The 18,201-nt window shown below is 47.3% G+C and carries 13 protein-coding genes; 10 read left to right on the top strand and 3 right to left on the bottom strand.

The features are described from left to right. The first annotated feature begins 149 nt into the window (after window positions 1-149). Both proB and CWC33_RS08600 read left to right on the top strand, forming a co-directional pair. Window positions 150-1,265, top strand: a complete 1,116-nt coding sequence (proB, locus tag CWC33_RS08605; RefSeq protein ID WP_088767633.1) for a glutamate 5-kinase — start codon at window positions 150-152, stop codon at window positions 1,263-1,265. Beyond that, the gene (locus CWC33_RS08600; protein WP_100691605.1) at window positions 1,262-2,515 is read left to right on the top strand and encodes a glutamate-5-semialdehyde dehydrogenase; all 1,254 of its coding nucleotides are present in this window, start codon (window positions 1,262-1,264) and stop codon (window positions 2,513-2,515) included. Before proB ends, CWC33_RS08600 begins: the two co-directional genes overlap by 4 nt. A 74-nt stretch (window positions 2,516-2,589) precedes the next feature. Here the strand turns inward: CWC33_RS08600 and CWC33_RS08595 are convergent, their stop codons facing one another. Both CWC33_RS08595 and CWC33_RS08590 read right to left on the bottom strand, forming a co-directional pair. Next, window positions 2,590-4,575, bottom strand: coding sequence for a 3-deoxy-D-manno-octulosonic acid kinase (locus CWC33_RS08595; protein WP_100691604.1), 1,986 nt, complete (start codon window positions 4,573-4,575; stop codon window positions 2,590-2,592). A gap of 5 nt (window positions 4,576-4,580) precedes the next feature. Then, a complete protein-coding gene (locus CWC33_RS08590) occupies window positions 4,581-5,357 on the bottom strand; it encodes a hypothetical protein (protein WP_058576092.1) in 777 nt (258 codons plus the stop codon). A 121-nt stretch (window positions 5,358-5,478) separates the two neighbouring features. On the opposite strand from CWC33_RS08590, the gene CWC33_RS08585 reads away from it, so the two are divergent. Continuing rightward, window positions 5,479-7,035 (top strand): cryptochrome/photolyase family protein, encoded by a 1,557-nt coding sequence (locus tag CWC33_RS08585; protein ID WP_100691603.1) that lies wholly within the window; start codon window positions 5,479-5,481, stop codon window positions 7,033-7,035. Between the two features lie 12 nt (window positions 7,036-7,047). Beyond that, window positions 7,048-7,584, top strand: a complete 537-nt coding sequence (locus tag CWC33_RS08580; protein ID WP_100691602.1) for a lipocalin family protein — start codon at window positions 7,048-7,050, stop codon at window positions 7,582-7,584. Here CWC33_RS08580 and CWC33_RS08575 read toward each other — a convergent pair. Continuing rightward, window positions 7,581-9,344, bottom strand: coding sequence for a DEAD/DEAH box helicase (locus CWC33_RS08575; RefSeq protein ID WP_100691601.1), 1,764 nt, complete (start codon window positions 9,342-9,344; stop codon window positions 7,581-7,583). The genes CWC33_RS08580 and CWC33_RS08575 overlap by 4 nt on opposite strands. 349 nt (window positions 9,345-9,693) lie before the next feature. On the opposite strand from CWC33_RS08575, the gene CWC33_RS08570 reads away from it, so the two are divergent. The 6 genes from CWC33_RS08570 (at window position 9,694) to CWC33_RS08545 (ending at window position 18,149) form a co-directional block, all read left to right on the top strand. Beyond that, window positions 9,694-11,136 carry an NAD-dependent succinate-semialdehyde dehydrogenase gene (locus CWC33_RS08570; RefSeq protein ID WP_100692313.1) on the top strand — a complete coding sequence of 481 codons (1,443 nt, stop codon included), beginning with the start codon at window positions 9,694-9,696 and terminating at the stop codon, window positions 11,134-11,136. Then, window positions 11,133-12,506 carry an aldehyde dehydrogenase family protein gene (locus CWC33_RS08565; protein WP_100691600.1) on the top strand — a complete coding sequence of 458 codons (1,374 nt, stop codon included), beginning with the start codon at window positions 11,133-11,135 and terminating at the stop codon, window positions 12,504-12,506. Before CWC33_RS08570 ends, CWC33_RS08565 begins: the two co-directional genes overlap by 4 nt. A gap of 75 nt (window positions 12,507-12,581) precedes the next feature. Beyond that, entirely contained in the window at window positions 12,582-13,436 is an 855-nt protein-coding gene (gene trxA, locus CWC33_RS08560; protein ID WP_100691599.1) for a thioredoxin, read from the top strand. A gap of 71 nt (window positions 13,437-13,507) precedes the next feature. After that, a complete protein-coding gene (gene zapE / locus CWC33_RS08555; RefSeq protein WP_232709780.1) occupies window positions 13,508-14,593 on the top strand; it encodes a cell division protein ZapE in 1,086 nt (361 codons plus the stop codon). Between the two features lie 297 nt (window positions 14,594-14,890). Beyond that, window positions 14,891-16,309, top strand: coding sequence for a sodium-dependent transporter (locus CWC33_RS08550; RefSeq protein WP_100691598.1), 1,419 nt, complete (start codon window positions 14,891-14,893; stop codon window positions 16,307-16,309). A gap of 16 nt (window positions 16,310-16,325) precedes the next feature. Beyond that, on the top strand, window positions 16,326-18,149 hold the full coding sequence (locus tag CWC33_RS08545) for a GNAT family N-acetyltransferase (protein ID WP_100691597.1): 1,824 nt from the start codon (window positions 16,326-16,328) through the stop codon (window positions 18,147-18,149). Window positions 18,150-18,201 lie beyond the last annotated feature (52 nt).

Here is an 18,201-nt window from a genome sequence, read left to right as displayed (position 1 = left end):
AGCCCCTATTTCAAAGGGGCTTTTTTATTTTTCTTGTCAGTTTCTATGATTCTCTAATATATTGACAATAGTTATAACTTATGGGCGTTACTGGAGCTCATTCGGGCAATCTGTTAGACTACTAACGAATTCAACAAAAGGGAGTCTTTATGAAAGCGCCATCCTGGCGAAGAGCCGTACTGAAAGTGGGGAGTGCGCTCATCGCGCCAGATGAAACTGGGGTTAGCACCAAATTTTTACTACCCATAGCTCGTTTCATTAACGAGTGTCATGAACGCGGACAAGAAGTAGTTTTAGTTTCTTCTGGTAGTGTTGCTGCCGGCCGCAAACATATTCATTTCGAACATAAAAAAGTACCTGTCGCTGTTCGTAAAGCAATGTCGGCGGTTGGCCAAAATGAAATGATGGGGTACTGGTCGCGCTTTTTTGATTTCCCCTGCGCTCAGCTACTCATGACGCATAGTGACTTACGCGACAGAGCTCGTTACGTCAGCATCAAAAACACACTCAATAGATTGTTAGAACACAACATTTTGCCAGTGGTAAACGAAAACGACGCACTCGCCACTGACGAGATGAAGGTTGGTGATAACGATAATCTATCAGCCATGGTCGCTACACTTGTCGATGCTGATGCGCTCTTTATTTGCTCAGACATTGATGGGTTGTACGACGCTGATCCGAATCTCAACCCTGACGCGAAGAAAATACCAGTGGTTGAGCAAATAGATGAAAGCATCTATTCATTAGCGGGCGGCTCAGTGAGCGATGTGGGTACCGGTGGTATGCGCACGAAAATTGAAGCCGCAGAGAAAGCCACATCGCATGGTATCGACACATACATTGTTAATGGTGGTAAAGGCGAAACCTTCGAATCTTTACTACAGGGCGAAATTCCGGGAACACTTTTCCGTCGCCAATCTGATCCAATTAGCAATAAAAAGCATTGGTTAAGACACACCCTGGTTGCACAGGGCGAAATATTAGTAGACGAAGGCGCAGAAAAAGCGCTGATTGAAAACGGTGCATCGTTACTCAGTTCAGGCATCGTTGATGTACAAGGTGACTTTGATCGCGGAGACGCTGTGTTGGTGCGCAGTGCCAATGACACAGACGCTATAGCGAAGGGCATCTGCCAGTATAGCTCTCACGAGCTTATGCATATTAAAGGACAGCAGACGGAAGACATTGCTGAGCAATTTGGCTATAGCCCAATCACAGAAGTAATTCACCGCGACGATTTAATGATTTTGGAGGATTCATGAGCCAGCAATTAGCTAAAGAAATTTCACAACGTGCTGCTAAGGCGGCACGTGCCGTAGCAACGCTATCAGAAGCAGACAAAAACAAAGTTCTGCAAAAAATGGCGGATGCAATCCGTGCACACCAAGACAAAATTATTGAAGTAAATAAGAAAGACTTGGTAGCCGGTAAAGAGAAAGGCCTGAGCGACGCCATGATGGATCGTCTGGAACTGACTCCAGAGCGTGTCGAAGGCATGGCTTCTGCGATTGAAGAGATCATCAACTTAAAAGATCCCGTGGGCGACAGTTACCTACTGGAAGAACGCCCTAACGGTTTGAAAATTGAAAAGATGCGTATTCCACTGGGCGTCATTGCCATGATTTATGAAGCACGCCCTAACGTAACCGCTGATGCTGGTGCGCTGTGCTTTAAATCTGGTAACGCTGTTATACTGCGTTGTGGTCGCGAAGCCATCGAAAGCAGCAAGGCAATAGCCGAAGCTCTTCACGAAGCGTTAGAACAAAGTGGTTTACCAAAAGACGTGATTACCGTAGTGCCTACGCCAGATCGCGAATTAATGACCGAACTGCTGCAGCAAAAAGACTACATTGACCTGGTGATTCCTCGCGGTGGTGAAGGCTTAATTCACTACGTAAGTGACACCAGTAAAATTCCAGTCATTCAGCACTACAAAGGCGTATGCCACTTGTACGTTGATAAGGACGCTGACCTGGATAAGGCACTGGCTATTTTGCTTAATGGCAAGACTCAGCGCACTGGTGTATGCAACGCGCTTGAGGGTCTGCTGGTGCACCAAGACGTTGCCGATAAATTCCTGCCTATGGCCGCTAAAGCACTAGGCGAAAAAGACGTCACTATTCACGCGGACAAACGCTCAGTCGGTTATTTTGATGGTGCTGATGAAATTGGCGATGACCAGTTCGGCGAAGAATACCTGGCACTGGAAATTGCCGTTCGCACCGTCGATAATTTCGACGCAGCGTTGGAACACATTCAGCAGTTTGGTAGTGGCCACACTGAAGTCATTGTTACCGAGAACGATGACACAGCGAAGCGTTTCATCCGCGAAGTAGATTCGGCGGTCACAATGGCAAACGCGTCATCTCGTTTCTCTGACGGCGGTCAGCTTGGTTTAGGCGCAGAAATTGGTATTTCGACCAGTAAGCTTCACGCTTACGGTCCAATGGGCTTACAAGCGCTGACAACAGAAAAATTCGTGGTTACCGGTAACGGCCAAATTCGCGAATAACCGTTGATAAAAGAAGAAAGCCCGGAAGCTCTGACGAGTTTCCGGGCTTTTTTGTGCAAAGAAGTGAGCCGCCGCTAACGGCGATAGCCGGTCAATAATTCAGGCCAATCGCGAGACTCTTTCCAATAAAACGTGTCGTTCTTTTCTTTCTCTTTTCTCAATGAGCGCAACAGGCGTTGGATATTCGCTTCCTTCCAGTCACCCTCTTCACGAAAGTCACATTTATCAAAATCCACTATCCACGCTTTGTCGTTGTCATCTAACATCAAGTTATGGCAGTTCAGGTCTGAATGATAGACGCCAGCGTCGTGCAGCTCCTTTATGACGGCACCAAGCGTTTGCCAAAGCTCTGCTGACAACTGTTTTTCGCGCAGTAGGCGAAAGACATCCACTGCTCCGGGAATGACTTCGACAAGAATATCTGCTTTGTAACTAAATACACCGGTTTTTTCCATGCGTGCCGCAACCGGTCTCGGAACCGGAAGCCCTTTCTCACGCAGCTTCAATAACAAATCAAATTCGTGAATCGCTCTGCTTTTGTCAGCCGGCTCTCTTAAAAAGCGATCTTTATTGATTTTCCCAACCAAACCACCTCGGTAGTAATGGCGCAGCAACAAGCCTAAGTCGCCCTGCTGAATGAACCAGACCGTTGCCCGGCCAGTTGAGTTACCCGCAATGGCTTTTTGTTGTTGCCAATACTGCGCCGTGAAATGCTTGTCTTCAATGGTTTCAATAATATTGCTATCGTAGCGAATAAGCCCACGGGGACTCTGCTCTGTCTTTATCATACCGCTTCCTGTCAGAGTATATTCCAGTGCTCTCGCTAACACGCGTTGCGTTGCACCCTGATGCGTCTTTAAGACACTTTTAGCAGCGTCATGTTGTTGTTTCATGACAGCTGGCTGCTGCAGCTTGTTTATCGTATTGACGATATCGTCTACGTTTCCAACCCAATTAACAGCGCCAGCTTTTGCCAGCTCCCCATAAACTTGCGGGAAGTTAAAAACGTGTTTACCAGACATAACATTGGAGCCAGCAGCAATAACTTCAAGGGGGTTGTGTCCGCCTCGTTCAATTAAACTGCCACCAATAAAGCTTATAGATGCCAACTGCCCCCAAAGCATCATTTCGCCCATACTGTCCGCCAAAAAAACATGACAATCATTGGGAATTGTGTCGTTCTGACTCCGCCGCGCCAAGCGGAGGGCGTTATCCTGAACTAATTTGGCAACGACCTCAAACTGTTCGGGATGTCTTGGCGCAATAATAAGACAAGCGTCGGGCTCATGCTCAAGAATACGTTTATGAGCAGCTAGCAGTTGTTCATGCTCACCCGGGTGAGTGCTGCTGCCCAACCAAATTGAGCGGCCTTCACAACTCGGTATCCATTGAGCCGCTTTGGCTATATCGCTCTGACTGAGTTCGATGTCGTACTTGAGGTTACCATCCACAAATAAGCGACCTGTCGGCACGCCCAACATTCTCATGCGTCGAGCGGTTTCTTTATTTTGCACCGAAACGAGGGCTAACTGCTGCCAAACCGACTTCAGTAATCGGTGAAAACGACGATATCCAGCCGCAGAGCGTTTTGAAAGCCGCGCATTCAATAAACAAACCGATACACTCGCTTGAGCCAGAGAGTTGAGCATTTGCGGCCAAAGCTCAGTCTCCATTATCCAGACGGTTTTAGGCTTCAGCTTTGAAACAAAGCGCTTTGCAGACCCCGGAGTATCCAATGGCCAGTAACGATACGTCACTTGGTTACCAAAATGCGTCTGAATAAGTGCGCGTGCGGTCGGCGTCATGCAGGTTATTACGACTTTTTCGTCAGGGAATTGCGCGACAAATTGCTCAATTAACCGTTTCGCTGCCAGCGTTTCCCCAACCGACACGCTGTGAATGATCGTACAACCCTGCAAGTCAACACTGACTGTGTCCAGCGCCAGTCGCTCTGACCAGTGTGAGCGATAACGGTGGTCTTTTCGGCCGCGCAACCATAACCAGACAAAAACGGCTGGAGTCACCAGCCGTAATATTAATCCGTAAAACCAAAGCATCATGCGAGTTAGCGCCAGTATTCAGCAATCCACTTGGTGGGTAACACCTTGCGGTACCATTTGCCACTGCGACCTTCCAACGCATCGTCAGGGTGTGGTTTACCGTGGAAAATAATGACTTTTGCTTCTTCAGGAATACGTGGCTCCTGGAAGAAACTTAACGGGAATGGACGCAAGCAATGTCTCTTAAAGCTTCGGCACCATTTTTCTGGCCAGTATTTTAGTTTATTCTGGCGATCAACAAAGTGCGTAATATACTCTTGTTCATTACGTACATCCGCCGTGGCCGCGTCAGGGTCTTTCTTCAGGTGCTCAAGTGCGTCGTCGTGTGCACCAATATTAAAACGGAATACCGATGTGTTGCCCGTTGCATCCGACTTATCCCATTCCTTAATGACCATGAAGTCGCCCTCCGGCTCGAAAAATTCGTCCAGGCTGCCGACAATAATAATGTCTAAGTCCAAAAACAGTGTCGGGCCCTCTAAGTCATAAAGAGGGTTTGCAAAGCAGGTTAACTTCAACCAGCCATGCGCTTTTGTCCAAGGCACTTGTTTGTCGAAGTCTTCAAAGCCAATTTTCGGAATTGCTTTAACTTCAATATCATCATTAATGCCATCGAAGTCATCCGTAAAGCACACAAAACGAAACGGTCGGCTCAAATGGCGACTCACCATTGAATGCAGTGTATTCACATAATCGGGGCCGTATTTTTTACCCCACTTTATGCAAATAACATTAACTGGCTTTTGCTGAGACTGACTCTCTGCACTTTCAACCTGGCTCATAAAAACTCCTGACTCTTAAACTAACGCGCATAATGCCATATTTTAGCGAATTTCGGTACGCCAATCTGAATTAACTCAAGCAGCGTATTAAGCTTTAGTTAACTCTGGTTATGGACGAGCAATGAAGGCGAAGACAATAAGACTGATATTAGGTGACCAATTAAATGCTCGCCACCGTTGGTTTAATACAAAAAACTCAGAAACTCTTTACGTAATAATGGAGCTGGGGCAGGAAGCCGATTACGTGTTGCATCACCGGCAAAAGATATTGGCTTTTTTTAAAGCCATGCGTAATTTTTCTGACGCATTGGAATCCGCGGGCCATCGTATCTTTTATCTCAGGCTGGACGATGCCCGAAATCAACAAAGCCTGACGAAAAACCTGCTTTGGCTACTTGAAGAAACTGGCGCTGAACGTATTGAGTGCCAGCAACCAGACGAATACCGTCTCGACCATCAATTAAAGAGCTGGGCAGGCGCCAACAATATCGACATTAAGTGGATTGATAGTGAGCACTTCCTTACTGGTCGAAACGCTTTAGAAAACTACTTTCCAGACACCGAAAGTTACCTGATGGAAACCTTCTACCGCAAGGTGCGTAGCGAACACGATATTTTAATGGAGGGTAATAAACCAGTCGGCGGGCGCTGGAACTTCGATAAAGAAAACCAAAAAAAGCTGCCAAAAAAGCAAAAAGTTCCCGAACCTCTTGTATTTGCTAATGACGTTTCGGATATCGACAACATGCTCTCAGAGCAGAATATCAAAACAATGGGAAATGCTGACCCCAAGCAGTTTATCTGGCCGGTAAGCCGAAAGCAGGCACAGCAATTATTATCGCACTTCTGTGAGTTTGGTTTACCGAACTTCGGCCGTTACCAGGATACAATGACAACTGCCAGTATAACGCCCGAGGCGCATTGGAGTCTTTTCCACTCTCGCTTGTCTTTCGCGTTGAATACCAAAATGCTGCATCCATTAGAGGTTGTTAACTCAGCCGTTGAGTCTTGGTCTAACAATAAAGACACGATAAGCCTCGCGCAAATTGAAGGCTTTGTCCGTCAAATTATAGGCTGGAGGGAGTTTGTCAGAGCCATTTACTGGAAGTTCATGCCCGAATACAAAAACAACAATGCGTTAAATCATACTCGTGCGCTTCCAAACTATTACTGGAATGCTGAAACAAAAATGGCCTGTATGCATCACTCTATCCGGCAGTCTCTCGACTACGCATACGCTCACCACATACAAAGACTGATGGTGACGGGTAACTTCGCGCTACTCGCCGGTGTTTCCCCAGACGCTCTCGATGAATGGTACTTAGGCATCTATATTGACGCTATTGAATGGGTTGAGCTACCCAACACTCGGGGCATGAGCCAATACGCAGACAATGGTCTGATTGCTACTAAGCCTTATATCTCAAGCGCAAACTATATGAAGAAAATGGGGCACTATTGTAGTCAATGCCATTACGATCCGAACAAAAAAACCGGTGACAAAGCCTGCCCGTTTAATAGTCTATACTGGCACTTTATTAACTGTCATAAAGAACATTTTGAAAATAACCATAGAATGGGCATGATGTATCAAGTATGGAATAAAAAATCGGATGACGAGCAAAATGCGCTCATTAAACAAGCTGAGCATTACCTGAACACAATTAACGAGTTATAACAAGGACGCACAATGAACAAGTGGTTACCTGCATTTTTAATGACCTTATTACTGACTGCCTGTAAGTCTCAGCCCACACCGGTGGCTGATGTTGTTGATGACTTCGACGCCGACCGCTATTTAGGAAAGTGGTACGAAATTGCCCGAATGCCACACAGCTTTGAAGAGGGACTGCAAGGCGTTACCGCAGAATACCGTTTAAACGGTGACGGTACATTAGAGGTCACTAACCGAGGTTTCCATGTTGAAAATCAGGAATGGCAAACGGCTATCGGGAAAGCTGAACCTGTTGAAAACATGAAGGCAGCCTATCAAGTGACGTTTTTCTGGCCGTTTTACGGTGGTTATTACGTTAGCTGGTTAGATGATAACTACCAACAGGCAATTGTCACCAGCGATTCGCATGAGTATTTCTGGTTTTTGTCGCGGACACCGAATGTATCTCAGCCGGACTTAGATTACGCACTCGCAAAAGCCAATGAATGGGGATATGACATCGACCAGATGATCATTGTCGATCATCCGGCCGGTGTTAATACGTCTAATTAGTTAAAACGACGTGCTGCGCCCTTTCCTGCCTGACGGCGTTTAGGACCACGGGCGTCACGATCACGCGGTGGACGTGGCGCTCGTTTAACTTGTTCATCACTTAGCTCAAGACCCATTGGCTGCTGACGAACACGCGCTTTTTTCAGTACGTGCATGACGTCTTTCGGCATACCTTTTGGCAACTGAACCAGCGAGTGGTTATCGAACAACTGAATTTGACCGATGTACTTGCTGTCCATAGACGCTTCGTTTGCAATCGCGCCAACAATATCACCAGGGCGGGCGCCGTGTTCTTTACCCACCTGTATTTTATAGGTATCAAAGTCGATATCCGCCGCGCGTCCGCCACGCTCAGCTCGAGGCTTGCGTTTGTCGCCACGGTCATTTCGAGCCGAGCGCTCAGTACGCTCACGCACTGGACGGTCTTCTTTCAGGAACAGCGGACGTTGCTCGTTCTGCTGAGTCAGCAGCGCTAATGCAATTTCCTCGGCAGTCAATTCAGATTGCTCCAGCCATTGAGCCAGTAACTTTTCCAGCTTCGGCTTGTCGGCACTTGCGGTCTCTTCAGCCAGTGACGCCTGCAGCTTCTCTAACAGCTGCTGCTGACGATACTTGCTCAGCTCACTTGCATTCGGCACGTCAAAGAACTCTACCGGAGCATTGGTTAAACGCTCGTAGTGGCGCAATAAATGACGTTCTTTTGCACGGAAGAACAGAATCGCTTCGCCTGAACGTCCCGCACGACCAGTGCGGCCGATACGGTGAACATAAGACTCAGTATCACTTGGCAAGTCATAGTTAATCACGTGGGTAATTTCAGGCACATCCAGACCACGCGCAACAACGTCTGTCGCAACCAGAATTTCGATATGGCCGCTGCGCAACTGGCTAACCGTTTGCTCACGTTGAGCCTGGTTTAAATCGCCGCTTAATGGCGACGCTTTGAATCCTGAACGTTGTAATAACTCAGCAACATCCATAGTGTCCTGACGAGTGCGCACGAAAATCAATGCACGTTGATACGGAGTCACTTCCAATAAACGAGTCAGAGCGGTCATTTTAGTCATGCCCTGAACTTTCCACGCTTTCTGTTTAATCGTTGCTTTTTCACGCGCAACCGCTTCAATCTGAATATTCAATGGTTTATTCAGGAAGGTTTTCGCCAATTTACGAATGGCATTCGGCATAGTCGCTGAAAACAACGCTCGTTGGGCGGTTTCAGGCACACCTTTTAAAATGGTTTCGATGTCTTCAATGAAGCCCATGTTCAACATTTCGTCGGCTTCATCCAATACCGCAACCTTCAAACCATCCAGTTGCAATACGTTTTTATTCAGTAAGTCGATAAGACGCCCCGGCGTACCAACAACAATTGAGGTACCTTGTTTTAGCGCCTTTACTTGCGGACCAAAGGCAGCACCACCATAAACGGTTGCCACGCCAACACCACGCATTTTCTTTGAAAAGCCTTCTAACGCTTCAGCAACCTGAATGGCTAGCTCACGTGTAGGCGTTACTACTAAGACTTGAGTCTGTTTCAACGAAGGGTCAATTTTCGCCAGCGCAGGCAAGCCAAATGCGGCTGTTTTACCGGTACCAGTTTGTGCTTCACCTAACACATCATTACCCTCTAACAGAGCAGGGATTGACTGCTGCTGAATAGGGGTTGGGGTTTCAAAACCCATTGCGTTCAGTTGTTCAAGCACAGCAGAAGGTAGGGCCATGTCGCTGAACGACAGGCTCGTTTGAGTCTTTGACATAAATTGTGTCTCACTATATTCCCGTTTGCCTTATGGCAAACAAAACAAATATGGGGTTATGGCCCGGCAACAGGAATCAGTGGTCAGTCTCTAAACTGTCTGGACTGGAATCAGGCGCTGCAACCCCGCGAATCAAGGGTGACCGCTGCCTCATCAGTAATGCGGTGTTCCTTGAAGGAGCTGCGGATTATACGCATTTGTGCGATAAAAGCAATGTAACTGGATACTTTTTCGACAAAAACCAAAATATAGTCTGAAATCATTGAAAAAGTTGAACCATTTGTGCATTTATTGCCTACATTAGTATAGATAAACTTATTCAGTTGGAGGCTATATGTCAGCACATTCCATGTCATCACTTACTAAAAGCGATTGTTTCATCGAAGGTCACTGGGTACCCACAGACAAACGTTTCAGTGTGACTAACCCGGCAACAGGTGAGGTTTTGGCCGAAGTTGCCGATGCCGATGACGAGCTTACGCAACGCGCCATTAACGTCGCCGAGACGGCACTGGCTAAATGGCGTAAGAAAACCGCTCGCGAGCGTGCTGTGCTATTACGCAAGTGGTATCAGTCCATGATGGACAACAAGCAGGCATTGGGCGAATTAATGAGCGCCGAACAAGGCAAGCCGGTTCCAGAGGCGGTTGGTGAGGTAGAGTACGGCGCCAGCTTTGTCGACTGGTTTGCCGGCGAGGCCGAACGCATTAACGGTGATATTCTACCGCTAACCGACAGCAGCAAACGCGTATTAGTGACCAAAGAACCGGTTGGCGTCTGCGCAGCCATTACCCCGTGGAACTTCCCGAATGCGATGATCACTCGCAAAATTGCACCTGCGTTAGCCGCTGGCTGCACCATAGTTGTTAAGCCACCGCAGTTAACTCCCCTTTCCAGCTTAGCTTTGGCGCAACTCGCCAGTGAAGTGGGCATTCCGGACGGTGTTATTAATATTATTCCAACCACCGATGCCAAAACCGTAGGTAAGCGCCTTGCAACCTCATCACAGGTTCGTAAGTTGTCGTTCACCGGCTCTACCGGCGTTGGTAAGATTCTCATGCAACAATGCTCAGAGCACGTATCCAAAGTATCGCTGGAGCTGGGCGGTAATGCTCCGTTCCTGGTGTTTGACGATGCCGACATTGAGCAGGCTGCCGAGCAGCTTATTGCCTGTAAATTCCGTAATGGCGGACAAACCTGCGTTTCCGCCAACCGAGTCTTGGTGCAGGAAAAGGTTGCTGAAAAATTCACTCAGGCTATTGTCAGCAAGGTAAAAGCATTAAAAGTTGGTCCGGGGACTGAAGAAGGCGTCGACTTAGGACCTCTAATTGACCAAGATGCTGTCGACAAGGTTCAGCGTCTGGTGCTGTCAGCGAAATCAGATGGCGCAACGATTGAAGCTGGCGGTTCAGTCATGACCGAATTGGGTGATTTATTCTACGCACCAACAGTGGTTTCAGGCGTTACTGACGATATGGACATCACCAAAGAAGAAATCTTTGGTCCTGTCGTTGCCATTAATACCTTCGAAACGGAAGAAGAAGGCATTAAGAAAGCCAATGACACGCCATTTGGGCTGGCGTCGTACTTTGCGGCGAAAGACACCTCTCGCATTTTCCGAGTGAGTGAAGCACTTGAATACGGCATGGTAGGCGTTAATACCGGCGGTATTTCGCATGCTTACAACCCATTTGGCGGCATTAAAGAGTCCGGTATTGGACGTGAAGGGTCAAAATACGGTATTGATGAATACTTAGAGTTAAAAACCGTAACCCTCGGCGGACTTGAATGAACCCTCATCGTAAAACGTTAGAGCAACTTCAACACACCTTCGACAGCGGACTTACACGTCCGCTGTCTTGGCGTCAGCAACAACTAAAACAGCTCTCCCACTTTTTAGAGGATCACGAAAAGGACTTGCTGGAAGCGCTGCAACAAGACTTAGGTAAATGTCCCAGCGAATCACAACTTACTGAAATTCACTTCCTGAAAACTGATATTAAACATACTATTAACGCTTTACGTGGCTGGATGAAACCACGTAAAGTAAGTAATCCAATGCTGGCCTGGCCGGCCAAAAGCGTGATAGTGCCAGACCCCTTAGGCACGGTTTTAGTATTGGGAGCCTGGAACTACCCGGTACAATTGACATTAGCGCCGGTTATTGCGGCCGTTGCTGCAGGTAACTGCGCAGTAATAAAGCCGTCTGAGCATGCCCAGGCAACCGCCGACGTTTTCGAAAAGCATTTGGTTAATTACCTGGACAGCGCCGCCTTTAAAGTCGTTACTGGTGGTGTTGAAGTCTCTCAAGAGCTAACCGAATTGCCGTTTGACCATATTTTTTACACCGGCGGTCCGCAAGCAGCCAAAGCCATTATGGCTGCAGCAGCTAAAAATCTGACACCTGTGACACTTGAGCTTGGCGGAAAGAGCCCCGCAGTAGTGTTGAGCGACGCCGATATTACGGTAACAGCTCGCCGCATTGTTTGGGGGAAGTTTCTGAATGCTGGACAAACCTGCATAGCGCCAGACTACTTGCTGATTGAAGAGTCAGTAAAAGACCGATTGATTGACGCATTGCGCGAGCAAATTGCGCAATTTTACGGGGATGATCCACAGCAATCGAATGACTATGGTCGTATTATTCACGAGCAGCACTGGCAGCGACTGACCCGAATGATTGACGGTGCCAATATTGTCATTGGTGGTGACTTTGATAAACGCGAGCGTTATATCGCCCCTACCGTTATTGACAGCGTAACTGCCGAAAGCGACCTCATGCAGGAAGAGATATTTGGTCCGCTACTGCCTGTGGTGAGCGTGAAGTCAGCTTCTGAAGCTATTGAGTTTATTAACACTAAGCCTAAGCCTTTAGCACTTTATGTATTTTCAAAAGATAAACGAATGCTGAAGCAGTTTACTCAACGAGTGTCCGCCGGCAATGTTTGCTACAACGACACCCTGATGTTTATGCTCAATGACAAGTTGCCGTTTGGCGGCGTTGGGCAAAGCGGTATGGGGCGTTATCACGGAAAGTGGGGCTTTGATACTTTTAGTCATTTAAAACCCGTTATGACCCGCAGCTTTCGCTTTGATGTGGCATTACGTTACCCACCGTACAGTAAGTTAAAAGACAAAGTCTTATCCTGGTTTGCCGGTTAACCTTGAAATCGACGTTTACCGTCAACATATCCTGCTTTAAGACACGAACAAAAAGACACAGGAGAACGGGCGCAAATGTCACAACAGTCCAACATTATTGATGTCACTCTGCAGAACTTTCAGCAGGTGCTCTTAGAAGGCTCAAAAGAGAAACTGGTTATTATCGATTTTTGGGCTGACTGGTGTGAGCCGTGCAAACAGCTCATGCCGGTGTTGGAAAAACTGGCAAACGAATACAGCGATCAGGTTATTCTCGCGAAAATAAATTGCGATGACCAACAAGAGTTAGCCATGCAATTTGGCATTCGCAGTCTCCCGACCGTGGCACTTTTCAAAAATGGTGAACCAGTCGATAGTTTTGGTGGTGTTAAAACCGAAAGCGAAGTTCGGGAAATGTTGAGTAAGCATTTGCCAAGCCCGTCAGACGATCTTATTCAACAGGCACAAGTAGCCATGGGTGAAGGCGATGCGAACAGAGCTTATACCCTGGCTAAGCAAGCCTATGATCTTGATAACACCGATATGGCAGCCATTAAATTACTGGCAGAAGCGGCCGTAGACGCCGGTCGGTTAGATCAGGCAAAAGAGCTAGTTGCTGCTATTCCAATGGTCGAGCAAGACAGTGATTATCAGCGTATTAAGGGTAAGTTAGAGTTAGCCGAAGATGCGGCAGACTCCCCTGAACTTCGCGCCTTGCAGGAGCAAGTCGAGCAAAACCCTGATGATTTATCGTTAAAGTTGCAGTTGGCCTTAAAGTTTCATGAAGCACACCGCGACGAGGAAGCACTGCAACTGGTATTTACCGTGTTAACGAAAGACGTCAATTTCGAGGGCGCAAAAAAATACGCACTCGACATTATTAATTCGTTGCCCGATGGTGATCCGCTCGCAGCAACCTACCGTAGAAAGTTGTACAGCATGATGTATTAGGCTGTTCACTAGCAACGATCTTGGCCGGCTCCCTCAGCCGGCCCTTTTTTTGGCACCAACTCAGTAACGCCATGCAGCAAATTTACCAACACTGGATTGACTCAGGAAAGCTAAACGACGACGGTTTTCAACGAAACGCCGTTGCTGCGCTTCAACAGCGGCTTGATGCTATTAGCAATAAAGATTCAACATCCATAAATAGCTTATATTTATACGGTCCCGTTGGCCGCGGGAAAACTATGCTAATGGACATGTTTTCCGAGCAACTACGCTCACTTTCAACAGCCAATTCATCGTTTATCAGACTGCACTACCACCATTTTATGTCGAAGGTTCACGACGCACTGAATAACTTGCAAGGCGAAGAAAATCCGATGCAACGAGTGGCGAGTGACTGGGCCGAGGCGCACTCTATTATCTGCCTGGATGAGTTTTTTGTTGAAGATATTGGTGATGCCATGATTTTGGCTCGGTTATGGGAAAGCTTGTTTGCCGCGGGCGTGACGTTAATTACTACGTCAAATGCGCCTCCCGGCGAGTTGTATAAAGATGGCTTGGCACGGCATCGCTTTGAACCGACCATTGAGTTACTTAACCGTCAATGCGAGCTTATCGACTTGGGTTTTGGTACCGATTATCGCCGTATTAACAGCACAGATATGCCGCTTTACCTAACCCAGGGGCAGCCATCTGACTTAAAAGCGCTGACCGAAGGTCGCTTTGGCAAGCTAGAGCAAACCGATAATGTCGTGATAATGAATCGAACGATTCCTTGCTTATGGCGTAACAGCGAGGTTATCGGTTTTGACTTCATGATCCTGTGTTCGGGCCCCCGGAGCCAGCGTGACTACATGGAGCTTGCCGACAAATACAAAGCCATTGCCGTACAAAATGTTCCGGCCTTTACCTACATTCCTGACAAAGAGTTGGTGCATGGCGTCGAAGAGACCTACCAGCGAGAACACGACGCAAAGCTTATCAGTAAGCTCGATAATGAAGCTCGTCGTTTTATCGCGCTCGTCGACGAATGCTACGATCGGGGCTGTCTATTACTGATAACCGCGGAAGTGGATGTTGAAAAACTGTACCAGGCACAACAACTCGCCTTTCCATTTAGACGCTGTGTATCCCGCCTTTTTGAAATGCAGCATTGGTAATTGGAAACACGCTGGTAAAAAGACGCCAATCTGTTCCAGAGAGTAGAATTCCCTGTATTTACCAGCGTGTTAAAACAGAGTTAGAAAAAGGTTACATGAGTTTTAACATTTTCCAATATCGCATTTGTAATGGATGTTAATAAATTTTTTAGCACTCAGGTCGGACTTGCCAATATTCACGACGTATTCACTCATCCGCTGCTTGCCGTTAACGTTACCCCTTGCTAGGATTGCTGGAATTTAAAAATTGATGCTTACAAAGCACCTCAAGATAATAACGATAACAAGAAGGTCAGAATGAGCGAACAACGCGATCAATTCAGCTCTAAAATTGGATTTATACTTGCCGCGGCAGGCTCTGCCGTTGGTATCGGAAACTTAGTTGGCTTCCCTGTTGCCGCAACAAAAAACGGTGGCGGTGCCTTTCTTATTATTTATGCTTTGTTCGTTGCCTTTATCTGCCTGCCAGTCATGCTGGCAGAAATGGGGCTGGGCCGCCGCGCACAAAAAAGCCCGCTAGGCTCTTATCAGGTACTTTCTCCTGACAACAAGGGCTGGCATATTGCCGGACTACTGGCGGTCATTACTCCCTTTATGATTGCCGTGTTTTACATGGTGATTACCGTCTGGATATTCGGTTATTTATGGCATTCAATCACCGGAAATCTGGCCATGCTGGCTGACGCTGAGTACTTTGGCCAGTTCGTCAACGACTACGGCTTTGTTGGGTTTCTCGTCGCAGTTACCGTCATTATCAACGTTATTCTTGTTGGCGGTGTCAGGAAAGGCATTGAAAAGGCCGCTAAATTTCTTATGCCAGCGCTTTTCATTATGCTTGTATTGCTGGTTATTTTTGTATTATCGCTAGACAACGCCGCATTAGGGGTCGAGTTTTACTTAGTGCCGGACTTCTCAAAAATCGACGGTTCTGTCGTGAACGGTGCGCTTGCTCAAGCGTTCTTCTCATTGTCATTGGGTATGGGTATTTTGATTACCTACGGCTCTTATTTCAGCCGTCGCGATGACATTGTTACTTCCGGCAAGCTGGTCGCCCTGACCGATACCGCCGTCGCATTTACCGCTGGTTTAATGACTCTGCCAGCTATCTTCGCCATCAACCCGAATACCAACCCGGACACATTAAGTGACTCCTCGGTGAGTATGATTTTCTCTTTCTTCCCGCAAATCTTTGTGGCTTTAGAAGGTGTTGTTGGTTACGTTGGCGCCAGTATCGCCGCAACAGTTTTCTTCCTGCTAACGTTCATCGCCGCTATAACGTCATTGGTATCGATACTGGAAGTACCAACCGCAGCGATTATTGAAAAAGCGAAGTTCAGTCGTAAGAAAACACTCTTGGTTATGGGCTTTGCCGTGACCGTACTCACATTGATAGCGGCGACATCGTTTGGTTTTGTACCTGCGTTCACTGAATTTACCGCGTATGCCGGACAGCCAAAGTCAGTATTCGACGTCATTTATGACGTATTTTACGACACCATATTGCCGTTAAACGGTTTACTTATCTGCTTGTTTGTTACACTACACTGGCGTCGTAAAGGGCTTGAAGATGAACTGTCAGAAGGCAATCCAAATTATAGAAATACGTTACTTGCTAAATATGTTCGTATTTCAATCAGTACCTTTATTCCGTTAATTCTTGCGGTTGTGTTTATCAACACAGTACTGACTAAGTTTGTTGGATTCTCCCTATTCTAAAGGCGGAGTCATATCGATGAGTCGTGGCGGTTTTCGACAGCTAAAACTGCTGCAAACAGCGAGCCAATGGCAGCAAGCCTGCCAGGCTCGCTCTTCTAAAAGCATTCTTCTTTCTCAAACTGATGTACACGCCGACGCGCAACTCAATCGGTATCGTGACTACTTAGGTCATGAGTTCGAGAGCGTTTTTCTTGATTGCCACGACGGCATTAATGCCGACGCGATTTGTGCATTATGCGGCACTGTTATCGGTGGCGGACAACTCATTATTTACCTTCCCCATGAGCCTTCAGCCATGCGCGAGCGGCTGCAGTATCTCGCCAATAAATACTTCCCCCAAAATCAATTGCAAAAGCGGCAAAAAAGCACCTCCCAAAAGGAATTTGATGACGCCATAGTTGAACTTCAGACGTTACAAAAAGAACTGATTGATGAGGCCTTTTCTAAAAACCCAATACACACTCACATTATTATCGCTGAGCGCGGCAGAGGAAAAAGCACCTTGTTGGGAAAAGTACTCAGTCAGGTCAGTAATGCGTTCCCCAATGTCGATTTCGTTGTAACGGCTCCCAGAAAAGCGAACGCACAGGTTTTGCTAAAACACGCTCCCAACATCACCTTCAAAGCATGGGACAAGTTATTAGAGCAGCCCAGTAAAGAAGAAAAGTGGCTGATTATTGATGAGGCCGCGGGCATACCGTTGTGGGCAACAGAGCAACTTTGCGAAAAATTCACGCCATGGTTATTAGCGACAACGGTGTCGGGCTACGAAGGTTGTGGCCGGGGCTTTGCAATTCATTTTCAGGATTGGGCAAAACAAGAGTTTCCCCGGATAAAAAGTCATCAACTCAATACGCCAATGCGCTGGCCACTAAACGACCCGCTAGAGCAGTGGTTAACGGACTGTTTTCTTATGGATGAGTCACCCGTTTTGCCCGACCCCGGACTTGCTGACGGCCAGTTTCTAGAGTACGCCGCTGATATGAATGAAAGCACTCTGCGTCAATGTTTTCAGTTATTACTCAATGCGCATTATCAAAGCAGTCCAAATGATCTCAACCTGTTATTGAGCGATTCATTACATCGCCTGGCCTATACACGTAAAAACGGGGAAATCATTGCTGTCGCCTGGCTTATTCAGGAAGGGCCACTGGCTACAGAACTGCATACCGATATTTTAGAGGGCAGACGACGCCCCAAAGGTAACCTGCTACCACAAGCTATTGGTTACTTTCTTCAGCAACCCTGGGCGCTTAGCGCGCGTTGGCTAAGAGTTGCCCGTATTGCCGTGCCCGAACATGAGCGTCATAAGGGCAATGCTTCCCAATTGCTCGACTTTATTGCGCAACACCCCGAACACAGCGCTATCGACAAATTGGGTACTAGTTTCGCCTGGGAACCAGGCGTTGCCAGCTTCTGGGAAACCAATGGTTTAGTGCCTTGGCGCATCAGTCATCGTCTCGACAGTGTATCCGCGCGCCCTGCCGCCATTTATGTCAAAACAGCCTCCAGCGACGATGCTTCTATTCGCGATATTCATCAGTGGGCACACGCTGAACACCAATGGCTTAGCGAGTCGAAAGCCAGCATTCCGGATGACTTAAACCAACCCCACTTAGCCCAGCTACTGGTCGGCGCTTACTTAAAAGAGCGAATACCATTTGATGCGGCACACTTTGCGCTAGCCGTATTCTATAAAAATAAGCGCCCTACTGACCGTCTGACAACACTGTTGGCAATGCCCACTTTGTCATTAAAAGAGCTAGCCAGTTACTTAGGTTGTTCATCAAAACAACAGGCCAATGTAAAACTCCGTAAAGATACCGCACAGCTCGTCTAATGTGACTTGTTGTTTTCTCAACAACTTTCTATGATCAAGTCAGTCTTAACAA

Origin of the sequence: Idiomarina sp. X4, from assembly GCF_002808045.1 — a bacterium.
GTDB lineage: Bacteria > Pseudomonadota > Gammaproteobacteria > Enterobacterales > Alteromonadaceae > Idiomarina.
The sequence above is the reverse complement of the archived record's forward strand: the minus strand, read 5'-3'. Positions and strand labels throughout refer to the sequence as shown.